Genomic DNA, 15601 nt, shown 5'->3' with positions numbered 1-15601 from the left:
ATATGCAATATCAATTAATTACAACATCTGAACAACTCGAAAAAGTGTGCACTGCCGCACAGCGTCAAGAGGCGGTAGCCTTAGACACCGAATTCGTAAGAACGAAAACCCTTACTCCGCATCTAGGCCTAATACAGCTGTACGATGGCCATCAGCTGGTACTCATCGATCCGCTTGCCATAGACAATATGCAGCCGTTTATCGATCTCATGGAGAATACCGAAGTCGTAAAAGTACTGCACTCGTGTTCTGAGGACATAGAGGCTTTTCTTACTGCCTTTGATACCGTTCCAACGCCCGTGTTCGACACGCAGCTTGCGGGAAGTATTTTGGACATGGGACCGTCACTTGGCTATGCAAAGCTTGTAGAGTTGCTGTGTGATATCAGTTTGGACAAAGGGGAGTCGCGAACCGATTGGTTAGCCAGACCTCTACGTGAAGCGCAGCTGAGCTACGCAGCGAATGATGTGCTGTATTTACTGCCTTGCTACCAACAGTTAGCCAGTAAAGTACAAGAGGCGGGGAAAGTGCACTGGATTTACCAAGAGATCGCTTTGTTAGTTGATAAAAAGCGCGCTCAAATGCCTGAAGATTTTGCGTACTTAAGCATTAAGAATAACTGGCGATTGAACAGCGAGCAGCTCACTGTATTACAGGCACTAGCGGCATGGCGTTTGAATACCGCACGAAAAAAAGATCTGGCCCTAAACTTTGTATTCAAAGAAGGGCATTTGTTTGAAGCGGCGCAGCGGCTTATCGATAGTAAATCTGGCCTTTCGCGTATTAACGGCGTGAATCATCAGTCGGTACGCCGCTACGGCGACACCATCATCACGCTAATTGAAGAGGCGAGAGCAAAGTACGCGCAAACACCAGAAAAGCTCAGGCTTCCGGTTGTGCTGCGGTTAATTGATATCGCCAAGTACAAAAAAACGCTGGCCGAGCTTAAAGTTATCAGCGACCAGATAGCGAAAGACAATGCTGTAAATAGTGAGGTTATTGCCTCTAAAAAGCAGCTGAATCAACTGTTAAAATGGTACTGGTTTTCGGTTGATGAGACCCGCGTGCAGGGACTAATGCCCGATGTACTGTCGACGTGGAGAGAGCCATTGTTTCGCTCTCACGTAACTCGCTTACTTGGCGACGCTCCGGCTCAATAGTGCTTTAAAAGCAATATGGGTGAGCAGTATTGGCAAGAGGTGTATGCTCTCTGGCCAATTAAATCTGCATAGTGACTCCAAAAGAACTAAACAAATGAATTAAGAAAGAGTAAAAATTCTATGTTATGCGCAGTTTATAAAACGCGAAAGAAAGACGGCATGTATTTGTACGTGCCAAAGAAAGACCATTTTGAAGACGTGCCAGAGCCGCTTATGGCGAAGTTTGGTCGCCCAGAGCTAGTGACTATCATCGCCCTAGAAAAGCGCGAGAAACTTGGCCTGGTTGACAAGCAAAAGCTTATCGACGAGCTTAATGAAAAAGGCTTTTACCTTCAAATGCCGCCAAAAGAAGATAATTTGCTAGAGCAACACCGTGAATCTCTTGGGCTTTCAAAAACGCCCGATAAGAAGTTTTAAATATCCATGTTATTAAAGACTCTAAACCGCTTAGTTAGCCGAATTACCTTTATAGCTAAGCGCAAAAATCGTAGCTTATTTCCTCAACTGCGCAATATTGCCCTAGTTTTATCGAGTATAACCTTAAGCTTTTCACTGACAGTTCATGCCGAAAATCAACCAAGTAATGACAGTGAGCTTAGCGAGACGGGCTTCAAAAGCTACGTTGCTCAACTGAAAAAAGAAGCGGCCGAAAAGGGCATAGATAAGACTAAGTTAGATTTGGCGTTTGCTGACATTACTTTCAGGCCCACGGTCGTCAAGTCTGACAAAAGCCAGCCAGAGAAAAAAATTACGTTAGATGATTATCTAGCAACGCGAGTACCCGACTGGAAAGTGAAGCAGGCGGTTGAGCAGTACAATGAACACAAAGTGCTGCTTGATGAAATTGCTCAAAAATATGGGGTTCAGGCCCGCTTTATTGTTGCACTGTGGGGTAACGAGTCTAACTTTGGTAAAATTCAGGGCAACTTTAGCGTGCTGTCTGCACTGGCATCTTTGGCGTATGAAGGGCGACGAGAAAAGCTGTTTAAAGATAATTTTTTTGCGGCACTTCAGATCCTAGAAGAAGGACATATCTCTGTAGAGGCGCTTAAAGGCTCTTGGGCCGGTGCGATGGGACAAACACAGTTTATGCCCATATCTTTTCTAAATTACGCAGTGGACTACGACGACGACGGCAGAAAGGATATTTGGGGAACCAAGGCAGACGTCTTTGCGTCAATCGCTAACTACCTATCGTCTGAAGGTTGGGATAGTGAAGGGACGTGGGGACGCCAAGTAGTACTAACCAAACCAGTACCTTTTTCAGGGTTAGCGAAATCTAACATGAAGCCGTTGGCCTTTTGGCAGCAGAATGGCGTCAAGCGCTACAACGGAAATGAACTCCCCAATGCAGAAATCAGTGCATCGCTTATTATGCCAGATGGTGAGCAAGGCCGAATTTACTTGGTGTATAACAATTTTCACACACTGATGAAGTGGAACCGCTCGTCATACTTTGGCGTTTCGGTTGGGTATTTATCAGAGCGGATAAAACGAGGTTACTAATGGCTTATCGTCACATCGATTCTCAAGGCAATGAAATATCACTACCCGTTAGTAAAGTAGTGTGTATAGGTAGAAATTACCTCGACCACATTCAAGAAATGAATTCTACCGTATCTGAAGCACCCTTGCTGTTTATGAAGCCAAAGGCTGCCTTATGTTATATGCAGAAGCCTATTGCCATTCCTACCGACAAAGGCGAGTGTCACAACGAGCTTGAAGTCGCTGTGCTGCTAAAATCATCATTGAAGAATGCGAGTGTAGATGACGTAAAAGCCGCGATATGGGGTATTGGACTTGGTCTCGATTTAACCCTTCGCGAGGTTCAAGCCGAGCTTAAGAAGCAAGGCCAGCCTTGGGAAAGAGCGAAGTCTTTTGACAACAGTGCACCGCTGTCAGGCTTTGTGCCGTTAAGTGAAATAGAAAACTTGGAAGACCTGCGTTTTACCTTAACCATAAACGGGGTGGTTAGACAGCAGGGACATACCGAGCTGATGCTGCACAAAATCATCCCACTTATCGCCCATATGTCATCTATATTTACGTTAGACAGTGGTGACGTGATTCTTACAGGCACGCCCAAAGGGGTAGGTAAGCTTTGTTCGCAAGATACGATTGTTGCAACGCTAGACAATCATTTAACCGTGGAAACTGAGGTAATAGCAGAATGACGGCAGCGTTTTGGGAAACCAAATCTTTAGAGGAGATGACCCAAAAGGAATGGGAATCACTTTGTGATGGATGTGGTAAATGTTGTCTGCAAAAATTTATCGATGATGACGCGGTAGAAGAATACGAAGTGACCGACCACATTAACGATAATGAGAAGATTCACTATACCAATATTGTGTGTACGTACTTGAACACAAAAAAATGTGAATGTACCCAATATGAAAGGCGCACAGAGCTGGTGCCTGATTGCGTGAAGCTGACAAAAGAGAATCTGAAGGATATCTTTTTTATGCCAAATAGCTGCACCTATCGTCGCCTTTATGAGGGAAGGGGCATACCGTCGTGGCACCCATTGTTAAACAAGGGGAAGAAACACGTGATGCATGCGAAAGGTATGTCGGTACGGAATAAAACTGTCTTTGAAACCGACGTGGATTTAAATAATTTTGAAGACTATATAGCCATTTGGCCGCTGGAGGATATTGATTAAAGCATGCCACGACAGCATGCTTTAATTTGTTGCTCTCTTTTTAAACGTTGAAGCGACCGATATTTTTAGCTATGTGCCTTGTTGCATCGCTTACTTTATCGCTAGCGTTTCCAGATTCCTCAATAGTGCCCATAACTTGTTGGCTTAGCGTATTGAGAGAAGAAATATTGTCGTTAAGATTGTCGACGACTTGACTTTGCTCTTCGGTAGCAGCAGCGATTTGGTAGATGCGATCGTTCGCACTTATCACTGAATTAGACACAGTATCTAGTTGTTTTTTAAGCGTTGCAGAAATCTCGACAACCTCTTCCATTTGCGATGAACCTGCTTCGATTGCAGTTACTGCTTCTTCTACCCCCTTGTTAAGATTAGAAAGCATTTCGTTAATATCTGTTGTTGCTTGTTGAGAGCGGTTGGCCAGTGATCTCACTTCATCCGCTACGACAGCAAACCCACGCCCTTGCTCACCCGCTCTAGCCGCTTCAATTGCGGCATTTAATGCAAGCAAGTTAGTCTGTTCTGAGATGCCGCTAATGACGCTGAGCAGAGAAGAAATTTCTTTTGTTTCTTTTTCCAGTTTCTGTATTACATTACTTGCTTGACGTATCGCATCGTTTGTTTTCGCGATGCTGTCTGTGGACAGCGTTACGGCACTTTTACTATTTTCAGCATCATTGTTTGCTGTTTGAGTGTCAGTAGACGCGATTTGTGTGTTATCTGCAACTTCTCGTAGGGCATGGCTTAGCTGATTTACTGCCGTTGCAATTTGATCAAGGTTGCATTTCTGCTGTGTTGAGATTTGCGCTACAGCGCTAGAAGAAGCGTTCATCTCTCTTTCTGCTTGTGCAAGCGATGTAACATCACTTTTAATAAACGATATTAGACGCTGTAAATTGTCCATCAAGCCATTAAACGAGTGGGCAACGTCTGTTATTTCATCACGCCCATTTGTTTTAATTCTCTGTGTAAGGTCACCTTCGCCTTGGCTTATCGAGTCCAGCATATATTTTAACGTATCGATGCGCTTTGTAATGAGTCTTGGCCCCATGACGATGGTCAATACACACGCAATGACTGCAAGTGCTAATGCAACGAGAAGGTAAAGCGTTTGGCTATCACTGGAGCTTAGACTGGTCTGTGCGGTTTTGTCTGAGAGCTGTTTGACTGATTCTCCAACGCGATCGAAATTTTTTCTCAACGCTTCGAAAACAGGCATGCCATTATTGTGGTATTCAATGGCTCCCTTACGCACATCTCCAGAGCGAACTAATTCAAAAATTTTTGTATTTAGATTTGTCCACCGCTCAAAGTCTTGTTTATAAGATGACGCTTCCGCGCTTACTTCTGGATATTCTTTTGTAAGGGTGAGCACTTTTTCCATGCGGTCTTTGGCTTGCTGGACATTCTCTTCATAATCTTTAGTTAAGGCTGGAATTAGGTCCTTTTGGTTAAGCTGTGCTGCGAGCATGATGTCCAATATCGCCGAATGAGCCTGATAAAGATCCCTATCAGCATTCAACGCGGCGCTTATCGATTGGCTAAACACTGAGGATAATGTGTCTGTATTACTGGATAGGAATCTAGCATTTGTAATGCTCAAAAAGCTAACAATTAAAAGGAGAAGTGCAACAAAACTGGTAGGTACTGCGAGCTTTTTGCGTATTGTTAAATTGTCAAAGTTTAGCATGTAGACCATTGTAGATGAGGAAAAAGAACTGCTAAACAACGCGAGCAATCCCAAAGTTTATTCATGCTTAATATGCTAGATGGTTATCATAGCTAAATCGATTAGACTTTATGTTAGGTGTAATCTCCCACAGTGTTCATCGGGCTACATCCCGCTTTTTATACAAAAGGACAAGAGTGTAATCCAAGAGACTACTTTATACTCCGCTCACTTTTTACTATTTAGATTAAGTAAGGTTTCAGATGAAGACACTTGCAACCAATGTCTTATTTTTGTCGTCTGCAATGGCAGTCGCTCCACTCAGCATCGACGCAAAGGAATTCGAATTTGATTACAGCGGGTCGGTAAGGGTGCGTTACGAAACCTTGAATAATCCAATCTTTCCTACAACAGAAGATGTACGTTCAAAAACCAACGAGCGTATTTCAACGCGAATGAGATTTAAAGGTGAAGCAAAGTACGGCAATTGGGAAGCCGCTGTTGAGATAGAAGATTCACGCGCTTATCTAGATGATAACGATCCAACGCTAAAGTCTTCACAGGTTAACACGCTTGAACCTGTGCAATTTTACCTTTCATATAAAGGCGTAAGTGAACATATTGATAGCGTAACCGTAGGTCGAGTTACCCTCGATCATGGAAGCCGCCGTTTAATGGCACGTACGCGATTCCGTAATGCAACAAGTAGCTTTGAAGGAGCGGTAATCGATTCTCACTGGAACGACTGGAGTGTCAGAAGTTTTTATTTGTTGCCAGTATCGCGTTTTCCTGTAGATACGGCGTCAATAGATGATAATAAACGCGCGTTCGACAAAAGTTTCAGTAATAGAAAGTTCTTTGGTATCTACGCAGAGTCGTCAGACAAAGCGTGGAAAGTTCAAAGCTATTGGCTCAAAGAATCAGATTCTGCCGATCTTAATACTAAAAACAGAGATTTGTTTACTTTCTCTGTAGATCATACTAGAGAATTTTCAGAGGGATGGAAATACAATATTGAGGCAATAGGGCAAACGGGTCATGCGCGTCAATCTACTTCTTCAGCAGATATAACCGATAGAGACGTTAAAGCGTGGATGATACATAGCCATTTAGGAAAGCAAATAAGCGAAAATACATTTTTGAGAGGCGAAATTGACGCAGCAAGCGGTGATAATGATACCACCGATGATACCATACATGCCTTTGATTCATTGTATGGACTTCGACGCTTCGACTACGGCCCTACTGATGTATATCAAACGTTTCCTCGCAGCAATATATTAGCTCCCGGATTAAGAAGTGTGACTAAGCTCGATGGTTTGCATAACATTATGATTGGTTACAAAGCGCTGTGGCTTCAAAAAGTAGCAAGTGGTGATGAAGACTTCTTAGGGCATCAACTCGAATTCCGTTGGCGATATCAAGCGTTTAAACCGCTACGATTAGAGTTGGGTGGAGCTTATCTAGCGAAAGGTGATGCATTAGACAGTGGTGCATATCCAGACGATGCTATGTATGCATATACGGCGTTGATGTACACATTCTAAACATAAAAATAGCCGCTTAAAATGACAATATTTTAGGCCGCCTAGCTTTCATTAATGAGGGCGTAAAGAAGCGCGTCTCTGCCAAATACGCGTTTGCGACAAAGCCCTTCTTTTGTACCACCAATTCGCTCTGCTACACGTATACTTGCCTTGTTGTTAGGCTCTATAAAGCATTCCAATCTATGCAAATTCATTTGAGAGAACGCAAGCTTCTTCAAGGCTTCACAAATCGCGGTAGCTAAACCTTTTCCGCATGCGTCTGGTCTGAGCCAGTAGCCAAGATTAGCGGTAAGGTGCGTGTGATGAATATGATTGATAATGCCCATACCTAAGCACTTTTCCTCGTGCATTAGCAAGTAGGTAAGTCCATAGCCTGTATCTCGGGCCTTTTCCATGTTGGCGATGCACTGCTTGGACAGTGCTGGTGTAACAGGGCAAACCGCTGAACCAAACCAAGGTTTTACGTGATGGATAGACTGTTGCCCAGCCTCACAAAGCGCATAGCAGTGTTTCTCCGCAATGCGCTGAATGGAAATGGGGCCTTGTTCCGTATGTATTGGAGGTAGGCGTGACGGTAGAATGGATAAGTCGATCAAAAGGGTTTCTTATCCAATAATCGACATGCAAACACAATAGCGAATACAGCAAAGTAGGCAGCAAAAATAATTTGCATCCACTCAGCCATTCCCATAGACAAAAATTGCCACGAATCTTCTAAACAGTCACCTTCAGCGGCAAATACAGCGGGTAGCCACTCGTGAAGTTGTAACCACGAAGGAAAGTTTGGCACTATTTCACAGCTGGCAAAAAATGGGTTCGCGGCATTGAGAATGCCTACGTGCTCTTTGGCAATTAAGAAGCCCCATCCTGCAGATACAGCCCAACCAGCGAAGCCAAGCATGCGTGTAAAGCCGTTGTTTTTAATAACGACAATAAGTGCTGACAACACAATTCCGTACATGGCGGTTCGCTGATAGATGCACATAATGCAGGGTTTTAACCCCATGCCGTACTGAAAGTAAAGCGCAGCAATTTCTAATGCCAATGACGTGGCGAAAAGCACAAGCCATGAAGACTTGTGCTCTGCCCATTGGCTAATGCTGTGAATGATTCCGCGCATAGATTAGTGGCCTACCGCTTGAGCACCCGCTTCAGCAGCGGTGTGGTGTTCAATGAGGTGCATGTCGTAAAGCACCTGAGTAGCATCAGCAAGTCCAATGTATGTTGCTAACAAACCAACGATGGTCAGCACGATGGTATATGGCAATGCCATCATAACCATACGGCCGTACGACAAACGAAGCAGTGGCGCGATGGCTGAGGTCAGCAAGAATAGGAAAGCAGCTTGACCGTTTGGTGTTGCCACACTTGGTAAGTTGGTTCCCGTATTGATTGCTACAGCAAGCATATCGTACTGGTCACGTGTGATTTGACCGGCCTGTAGAGCCGCTGTGACTTCAGTGATATAAACAGAGCCCACAAACACGTTGTCACTCACCATCGAAAGCACACCGTTAGCAAGATAGAACATAACCATTTGCGTTTCGCCTTCAAACGATAGTACCCAATGGATTACCGGCTGGAAAAGGCCCTGGTCAATGATAACGGCTACTACGCCAAAGAATACGCAAAGTAGTGCGGTAAATGGCAGTGCTTCTTCGAACGCTTTACCAAGTGCGTGCTCTTCGATAACACCGCTCATTGAAGTAGCAAGTACAATAACAGACAGACCGATAAGACCCACTGACGCCATATGCGTAGCAAGGCCAATGATTAACCAAACACCTATTAGTGCTTGTACTACCAGCTTAGCGGTTTCACGCTTACTGCGGCCCTTGTCCATATGGTCGTTATAGTCGACCAAAATCTGTCTTACCGCTGCAGGTAATTTTGCGCCGTATGAAAACATACCGGTTTTTTCCAGAATTACGGTGGTAAGTAGTCCAAATACGAATACTGGGATAGTAACAGGTGCCATACGGATGAAAAATTCAACGAAGTCCCAGCCTGCCTTGTCTGCAATAATCAGGTTCTGTGGTTCGCCTACCATGGTCATAACACCACCAAGGGCAGTACCTACGGCTGAGTGCATCATAAGGTTGCGTAGGAAAGCTCTGAAGTCTTCTAAGTCGTGGCTTCCCAACTCGTCGTCGCTAGTGTGGTCGTGATCAGAATGAAACTCCTTGCCCGACGCTACTTTGTGATAGATAGAGTAAAAGCCCAGACCTACACTGATTATTACTGCAACAACCGTTAATGCGTCGAGAAACGCCGATAGAAACGCAGATGCAAAAATAAAAGAAAGAGAAAGCACCAACTTGTTTCGAACCTTTATCACCAACTTGGTAAATAAGTACATCAGCAGGTCTTTCATAAAGTAGATGCCCGCTACCATGAATACTAGAAGTAAGAGTACTTCTAAATTCACTTCAATCTCGTGCATCATGTGACCAGGAGACGTCATTCCAATGAACATGGCTTCAATAAGCAGTAGGCCGCCTGGTTGAAGTGGATAACACTTCAGCGCCATTGCCAAGGTAAATATAAATTGGATTACAAGCGTCCAGCCAGCAACATATGGGTCCACCATAAAGATGAAGGGGTTAACAATGAGAAAGGCAATGATGGTTTTTTTATACCAGTCGGGCGCATGTCCCAGGAAATTCTTATAGATCGCCGCGATCATTGAGGTTTGCATGAGTTCCTGTTCCTTTTACAACAAAGCACGCATTTTTGCGCATCTTTATACTGTGTAGTTCCGGTTATTGCATACATAAACTGCTGGCTTTGCGCGATATAATTCGCCTTACCGCGGTTTTGCTGCTGTCATTATAGTCGGAAATTAAGCGTACATGATATTAACGTCTTGAGAAAGCAATTCACAGACCCCACCATGTGAAAGTCACTGAATATTTATCACTTTTTTAACCATAGTTATCATTGAAATTGGCAATGCGTAATATTTCGCACACAAAATGAGCAGCAGACATTTAATGGTGTTTGAAATAACACTTTAATTTTAACAAGTTGTTAAAAGCTTTAGTGGACGAGGCATAATTCATTGTGATAATAAAACAGCATCTGGTACAATCAGTTGCAAAATAACAATAACGTGCAGGCGATTAGTTATGATTTATAAGGCACAGAGTCCAGCTGGATTCGCCGAAGAATACATTGTTGAATCTATTTGGAGTGGACGATTTCCACCTGGCACCATTTTGCCTGCAGAAAGAGAGCTTTCTGAGTTAATTGGTGTAACGCGAACTACGTTAAGAGAAGTGCTACAACGTTTAGCTCGTGATGGCTGGTTGACCATTCAGCACGGAAAGCCAACTAAGGTAAATAATTTCTGGGAAACCTGCGGTCTTAACATTCTCGAGACGCTTGCTCGCTTGGACCAAGAAGGCATTCCGGAATTGGTCGATAATCTGCTTGCTGCTCGCACGAATTTAAGTGCAGTTTTCATCCGAGGCGCCATTCGTAACAATCCTCAAGCGTCTGCAGATATCATTGCTAGGTACAAAAATGTAGATCAAGAAGGCTTGGCGTTTGCTCAATTTGATTATCAAATGACTCACGATCTAGCGCTTGCCTCAAACAATAACGTATTTGTCTTAATGATGAACGGTTTCCGCGGACTTTATTCGCGAATCGGCGGTTATTTTTTCTCACATCAGCCGGCCCGAGATATTGCGATCAAGTATTACGCCGATTTGCTTGAAGTGGCAGAGAAGGGTGAGTACGACAGAGTTCCAGTGGTAGTTAGAAACTACGGTATTGAAAGTGGCAAGGTGTGGCAGGCTATTCGCGATGAAATGCCTAAAGACCTAGTTGACTGATGCTACAAGCTTGGTAGACGCGCTGCCACAAGACAAATGATAAAAATAGTATATACGCCGCCTGTTTCTCTTGAGATAGGCGGCGTTTTTGTGTGCGCAGCTTTTTGTTCATCTCTGACGAGAGCTTGTGTATTTTGTAACATTTAATATGGTCACTAGCGATTAACGACAAGCCGATAATGCTAGAACCTAAGTTGCATTTATATATACTCAATATAATTATGCTGCGCGTTTCGTCACACAATTTTGAAAATATTTTTAACAGAATTACGTCTTTTAAAAATGCGAAATGTGCAGTGATTCCAAAAGTGTTAAAAAGGAAAAATAATGAAATATCTATGGATAGTACTTACCGCAGGTGGGCTGATGTCGGGCTGTGGTGTTGAGAACAAATCGGACAGCCTAGAACAAAAAGTAGATAAAACAGTACGAGCAGTCATGTTAAATACGAATGTAAATGCACCAGTAGCGAAAAAAGTGCCTTACGAAATGTCGGCCCATGGCGTTACTAGAAACGACAATTATTATTGGATGCGCGATGATTCGCGCACCGATACAGAGATATTGGCGCACTTAGAACAGGAGAATAGATACGTAGATACAGTACTAGCTCCGCTTAAAGAGACCCGAGAGGCGCTTTATGAAGAGCTGGTTTCTCGTATTGAGAAGGACGACTCTACAGTACCTGTGTTTGATAACGGCTACTGGTACTACACCCGTTACTCTGGGGAAAATGAGTATCCTGTTTATTTGAGAAAGCCCTCGCTAGATGCAGAGCCGCAAGTGTTGCTCGATGCGAATGTTATGTCTGAAGGGCATGATTATTTCAGCATTGGTAGCTACGCGGTTAGCAGTAATAATATGCTCATGGCGTACTCAGAAGACACACTTAGTCGTCGCATTTATACCGTATATGTGAAAAACCTGGAAAGCGACGAAAAGCTAAACGATGTGCTAGAGGGCACGTCAGGTAGGGCTGTATGGGCGAATGACAATGAACATTTATTCTATGTGAAAAAAGACCCTCAAACCCTTTTAGGTTATCAAGTGTATCGACACAAGCTGGGTACTTCACAAGAAAGCGATGTATTAGTTTACGAAGAAAGCGACCCGACGTTTTATAGCTACATTAGTAAAAGCAAAGACGACAGCGTTATTTATATTCATCATTCTAACACTGACAAAACAGGCGTGACTTTGATTGATGCAGATAACCCCACGTCTGATTCAGAAGTTTTCTTACCTATTAAGGAAGGGCAGGAATATAGCGTAGCGAAAGCAAGTGACGGTTATTACGTTCTAACCAACATTGATGCAAAAAACTTCAAAGTGATGAAGGCGCCACTGAACGCTACTGCTGACGTGTCAAAGTGGCAGGAAGTAGTGCCACATCGTCCAGAGGTCTTTCTTCAAAGTATTGAAGTGATGGAAAACCATCTGGTTGTGAAAGAAAAAGAAAACGGCATGCTGCGCATGGTTGTGCATAACCTTACTTCAAATAAAGAAAAGATTATTCCAACTCAAGACCCAATTTACGGTGCGTACTTCAATGCCAACCCTGAAATGGATACTAATAAGCTTAGGATCTATTACAGCTCGTTGACTACGCCAGGCTCTATTATTGATATCAATTTAGATACGCTTGAAAGTGAAGTCATGAAGCAAACACGCGTATCTGAGACCTTTGATTCCTCAGCTTACGCGTCTGAGCGCGTGATGATTAAAGCGCGCGATGGCGCTATGGTTCCAGTGTCCTTGGTTTATCGAAAAGATAAGTTCAAAAAAGACGGCACGAATCCACTATATCAATATGCTTACGGCTCATATGGTGCAACTTTCGACCCTACATTTAGGAGCAGCTGGCTTTCACTCATAGACAGAGGTTTTGTGGTCGCCATTGCACACATTCGCGGTGGGCAAATGTTGGGACGTGAATGGTATGAGAGCGGCAAAATGCATCATAAAATGAATACATTTACCGACTTTATAGATGTATCAAAAGGCTTAGTTGCTCAGCAGTATGCTGATGAAAATCGAGTATTTGCAATGGGTGGAAGCGCTGGTGGTTTGTTAATGGGGGCGGTTGTAAATATGGCCCCTGAGCTTTACAAAGGAGTGAGCGCCCACGTGCCGTTTGTTGACGTGGTTACCACTATGAGCGATGAGACTATTCCATTGACCACAGGTGAGTATACTGAATGGGGCAACCCAGCCAATAAAGATGAGTTTGACTACATGCTGTCTTACTCGCCTTACGATCAAGTAGAAGCTAAAGATTATCCGCACATGCTAGTGACCACAGGGTTGCATGATTCGCAAGTGCAATACTTTGAGCCTATGAAGTGGGTAGCGAAGCTTAGAGAGTATAAAACAGACAATAACTTACTCCTGTTTAAGACCGACATGGAAGCAGGACACGGCGGCGCGTCAGGACGCTTCAAGCGTTTTGAATCAACGGCTCTAGAATATGCCTTTGTTTTGCATCTAGCAGGTGTACCGCTGTAAGAAGCCGCGTTCTCTAGAGGAAGGTGACATCAGTTACTTGTTGCGTTGATTCACTTTTCAAAAAGAAGCGTTTTAATATTTAAGCCCAAATAAGCACACGCTTTTTGGGCTTTTTTATTTTTTTACGTTTTTAGTATGCGGATTCTAATTGTTAAGCGTAAAGTTTAATCATGGTGTTGAAACACACTCAAATTTAGCATTCATAGGAGCTGAACATGACTACTACTGATACAATCAAAGGCAAAATTAACGAAGCCGAAGAAATGGCGCGTAAAATTTGGTTAGCAGGCCTAGGCGCTTATGGTAAAAGCGTTGAGGAAGCGCAGGGGCGTTACGAGAAGTTAAGCGAAGAAGCGAGCAAAATGTTCGACGAGCTTGTGACTAAAGGCGAAACTTTAGAAGACGACGCGAAAAGCAAGTTTAAATCTACCACTAACGATGTGGAAAACCGTGTAGCTGACGTTCGTAAAAAGCTTGGTTTAGATTCTGAACCTGCAGATCAGCGCATCGAAGAGCTTTCAGCAAAAATCGACGCTTTGACTGAAGCCGTTGCAAAACTAGCTGCAAGCAAGTAAAGCATAGGTTCTTTTGGGCACCGCTTGCGGTGCCCTATGTGCAATTTCTATATGCTACTTCGCTATAGAAGGGTATTAGAATAAATTGCAATTGAGTGGCAATGAAAGCCGAGCGCTCAAGGACGCTTTTAAACAAAGTGTTTTAGCTAAGCTTCGAACATTTCCTACATTGCCATGCTTACAAATCTCCATATTGGAGGCGTTATGAGCAACAAAAATATCCCTAATCCAGAAGCTGTGCCTGTTGTCGAAAGAGAATTGACAACGTTAAACGGTACCAACGCTTCACCATTAAAATCATCCCCCTTGTTTGGATGGCTCTTTGCCGGCTCAGACCTATTGTCTGCAAAGCTTGAACAAGCCGCAGGTGTGGTCAGCCAGAAAATTGATGACACCCAAGAGACTATTAATGCTATGCAGGTTAAAGGCCTGGAGGTGGAGAGTGAACTCAGACGTTCGCTTAATCCTTTCGCTTTAGTCGATACTGCACAAAAGCTGGTGGCATCAACGCCATTATTTTCGGCCTTGTCTGGCGGCCAAAAACGTCAACAGAAAGAGCAACAGCTCGAAATGCTGAGTGCAAAAGTGGACTTGCTCGTTGAACAGGTAGCGCTATTAGCTGCGAAAGAAGCGGCTAAAAAAGTAGATGCGGCAAGCACTTCGAGCAAGGCAGCTGCACCTGAGAAAAAAGCAACTAAAAGTACTCCGGCTAAGTCGTCCAGTGCCTCTTCTTCAACTACACGCACTCGCAAAACGAGTTCGGCAAAGCCTGCGACGACATCGACGAGCACAACTAAAAAAGCGTCTACTGGAACAGCTGGTAAGCGTACTGCAGCGAAGTCAACTGCAGCTAAGAGCACAGCACGTAAAACAACGGCGAGTAACAAAACTACACCGGCCCAAAGTACGACTAAAAGTACATCGAGTTCATCTGAAACCGCTAAAAACGACGAGTAAAAGCACTGAATATAGCTAGAAGTCGCTTTTGATAAAAGCGCCAATTACACGCATATGCATTAATTGGCGCTGCTTCGTGTCAGAGGTGCTGTAGATTGTCTTTCAGTAAGTTCAAAAATAATGAATAGCAGCATCAAGTCTCTAAATTATCCACTTCTAATCCCAGTATTTTCGCGAGTATATCTGAATCGTTTTGTATTGCGTAATAATCACCGTGATAAATTAACGCGATTCGTTTTTGGTTATTAGTTAAAACGCTTAGCTCGTGACAAGTAAGTGACCCACTAGATGTATATATTCGATGCGTAACTAACAGAAGCTTTTCAAACGAATCAAAACCAACTTTAGTTTTCGGACTATGCGAACTGCCGACATTCAGCGCTTTTTCGTTTAGGTCAAAATAGAATTTTCTTCTGCTTTTTCTGCATATAAAGGCCGTTCCTAAACTAAAGAGCCCCCCAATGTAAGCACGACAACAACGAATTCGGTTTTCGAATCAAGGTTTGGCTCCAACTGCCAAACTTTAACCGACATAAATATGCAGCATGCCCAACAAAAAATTTGCAGTACCCACTCAAACAAATAGGCTCTTAAACTAGGAGTAATAGTGACGGCATCTTTATTAATATTTAAATTTGCGTTGCAAAAACTAGAGGCAGCTGCATGTTCCGGCCCATTCCGATCACC

At 43.6% G+C, this 15601-nt stretch carries 14 protein-coding genes and 1 pseudogene; 10 read left to right on the top strand and 5 right to left on the bottom strand.

Features of this window, described 5'->3' with window-relative positions; all coding sequences use genetic code 11:
• The first annotated feature begins 2 nt into the window (after positions 1–2).
• The 5 genes from rnd (at position 3) to ACX5KA_RS17730 (ending at position 3825) form a co-directional block, all read left to right on the top strand.
• Positions 3–1160: a ribonuclease D gene (gene rnd / locus ACX5KA_RS17750; protein WP_458731782.1), complete on the top strand. Its 1158-nt coding sequence runs from the start codon at positions 3–5 to the stop codon at positions 1158–1160.
• A 120-nt stretch (positions 1161–1280) separates the two neighbouring features.
• On the top strand, positions 1281–1577 hold the full coding sequence (locus ACX5KA_RS17745; RefSeq protein WP_014950003.1) for a YcgL domain-containing protein: 297 nt from the start codon (positions 1281–1283) through the stop codon (positions 1575–1577).
• A 6-nt stretch (positions 1578–1583) separates the two neighbouring features.
• A complete protein-coding gene (locus ACX5KA_RS17740) occupies positions 1584–2666 on the top strand; it encodes a lytic murein transglycosylase (protein ID WP_458731781.1) in 1083 nt (360 codons plus the stop codon).
• Positions 2666–3334, top strand: coding sequence for a fumarylacetoacetate hydrolase family protein (locus ACX5KA_RS17735; RefSeq protein ID WP_014976926.1), 669 nt, complete (start codon positions 2666–2668; stop codon positions 3332–3334). Before ACX5KA_RS17740 ends, ACX5KA_RS17735 begins: the two co-directional genes overlap by 1 nt.
• Positions 3331–3825: a YcgN family cysteine cluster protein gene (locus tag ACX5KA_RS17730; RefSeq protein ID WP_458731780.1), complete on the top strand. Its 495-nt coding sequence runs from the start codon at positions 3331–3333 to the stop codon at positions 3823–3825. Before ACX5KA_RS17735 ends, ACX5KA_RS17730 begins: the two co-directional genes overlap by 4 nt.
• A 40-nt stretch (positions 3826–3865) precedes the next feature.
• Here the strand turns inward: ACX5KA_RS17730 and ACX5KA_RS17725 are convergent, their stop codons facing one another.
• Positions 3866–5512, bottom strand: a complete 1647-nt coding sequence (locus ACX5KA_RS17725) for a methyl-accepting chemotaxis protein (protein WP_458731779.1) — start codon at positions 5510–5512, stop codon at positions 3866–3868.
• A gap of 242 nt (positions 5513–5754) precedes the next feature.
• Here ACX5KA_RS17725 and ACX5KA_RS17720 point away from each other — a divergent pair, with 242 nt between their 5' ends.
• Positions 5755–7038: an alginate export family protein gene (locus tag ACX5KA_RS17720; protein ID WP_458731778.1), complete on the top strand. Its 1284-nt coding sequence runs from the start codon at positions 5755–5757 to the stop codon at positions 7036–7038.
• Positions 7039–7079: 41 nt separating this feature from the next.
• Here the strand turns inward: ACX5KA_RS17720 and ACX5KA_RS17715 are convergent, their stop codons facing one another.
• Genes ACX5KA_RS17715 through nhaB form a run of 3 tightly spaced genes read right to left on the bottom strand, consistent with a single transcriptional unit; the run spans position 7080 to position 9736 of the window.
• The gene (locus ACX5KA_RS17715) at positions 7080–7634 is read right to left on the bottom strand and encodes a GNAT family N-acetyltransferase (RefSeq protein WP_458731777.1); all 555 of its coding nucleotides are present in this window, start codon (positions 7632–7634) and stop codon (positions 7080–7082) included.
• Positions 7631–8158, bottom strand: coding sequence for a disulfide bond formation protein DsbB (gene dsbB, locus ACX5KA_RS17710; protein ID WP_014976923.1), 528 nt, complete (start codon positions 8156–8158; stop codon positions 7631–7633). The genes ACX5KA_RS17715 and dsbB overlap by 4 nt, the downstream gene beginning before the upstream one ends.
• Before the next feature lie 3 nt (positions 8159–8161).
• Entirely contained in the window at positions 8162–9736 is a 1575-nt protein-coding gene (gene nhaB / locus ACX5KA_RS17705) for a sodium/proton antiporter NhaB (RefSeq protein ID WP_039222771.1), read from the bottom strand.
• 430 nt (positions 9737–10166) lie between these two features.
• On the opposite strand from nhaB, the gene fadR reads away from it, so the two are divergent.
• The 4 genes from fadR (at position 10167) to ACX5KA_RS17685 (ending at position 14914) form a co-directional block, all read left to right on the top strand.
• Positions 10167–10877, top strand: a complete 711-nt coding sequence (gene fadR / locus ACX5KA_RS17700) for a fatty acid metabolism transcriptional regulator FadR (RefSeq protein WP_458731776.1) — start codon at positions 10167–10169, stop codon at positions 10875–10877.
• A 327-nt stretch (positions 10878–11204) separates the two neighbouring features.
• Positions 11205–13382: a S9 family peptidase gene (locus ACX5KA_RS17695; RefSeq protein WP_458731775.1), complete on the top strand. Its 2178-nt coding sequence runs from the start codon at positions 11205–11207 to the stop codon at positions 13380–13382.
• Positions 13383–13597: 215 nt separating this feature from the next.
• Positions 13598–13957 (top strand): phasin-related domain-containing protein, encoded by a 360-nt coding sequence (locus tag ACX5KA_RS17690; protein ID WP_039222766.1) that lies wholly within the window; start codon positions 13598–13600, stop codon positions 13955–13957.
• A gap of 204 nt (positions 13958–14161) precedes the next feature.
• On the top strand, positions 14162–14914 hold the full coding sequence (locus tag ACX5KA_RS17685; RefSeq protein WP_458731774.1) for a hypothetical protein: 753 nt from the start codon (positions 14162–14164) through the stop codon (positions 14912–14914).
• A gap of 441 nt (positions 14915–15355) precedes the next feature.
• Here ACX5KA_RS17685 and ACX5KA_RS17680 read toward each other — a convergent pair.
• Positions 15356–15601, bottom strand: a pseudogene (locus ACX5KA_RS17680) (hypothetical protein); the annotation flags it as partial.

Source organism: Alteromonas alvinellae, assembly GCF_902705805.1.
This window is presented reverse-complemented; position numbering and strand designations above follow the sequence as displayed.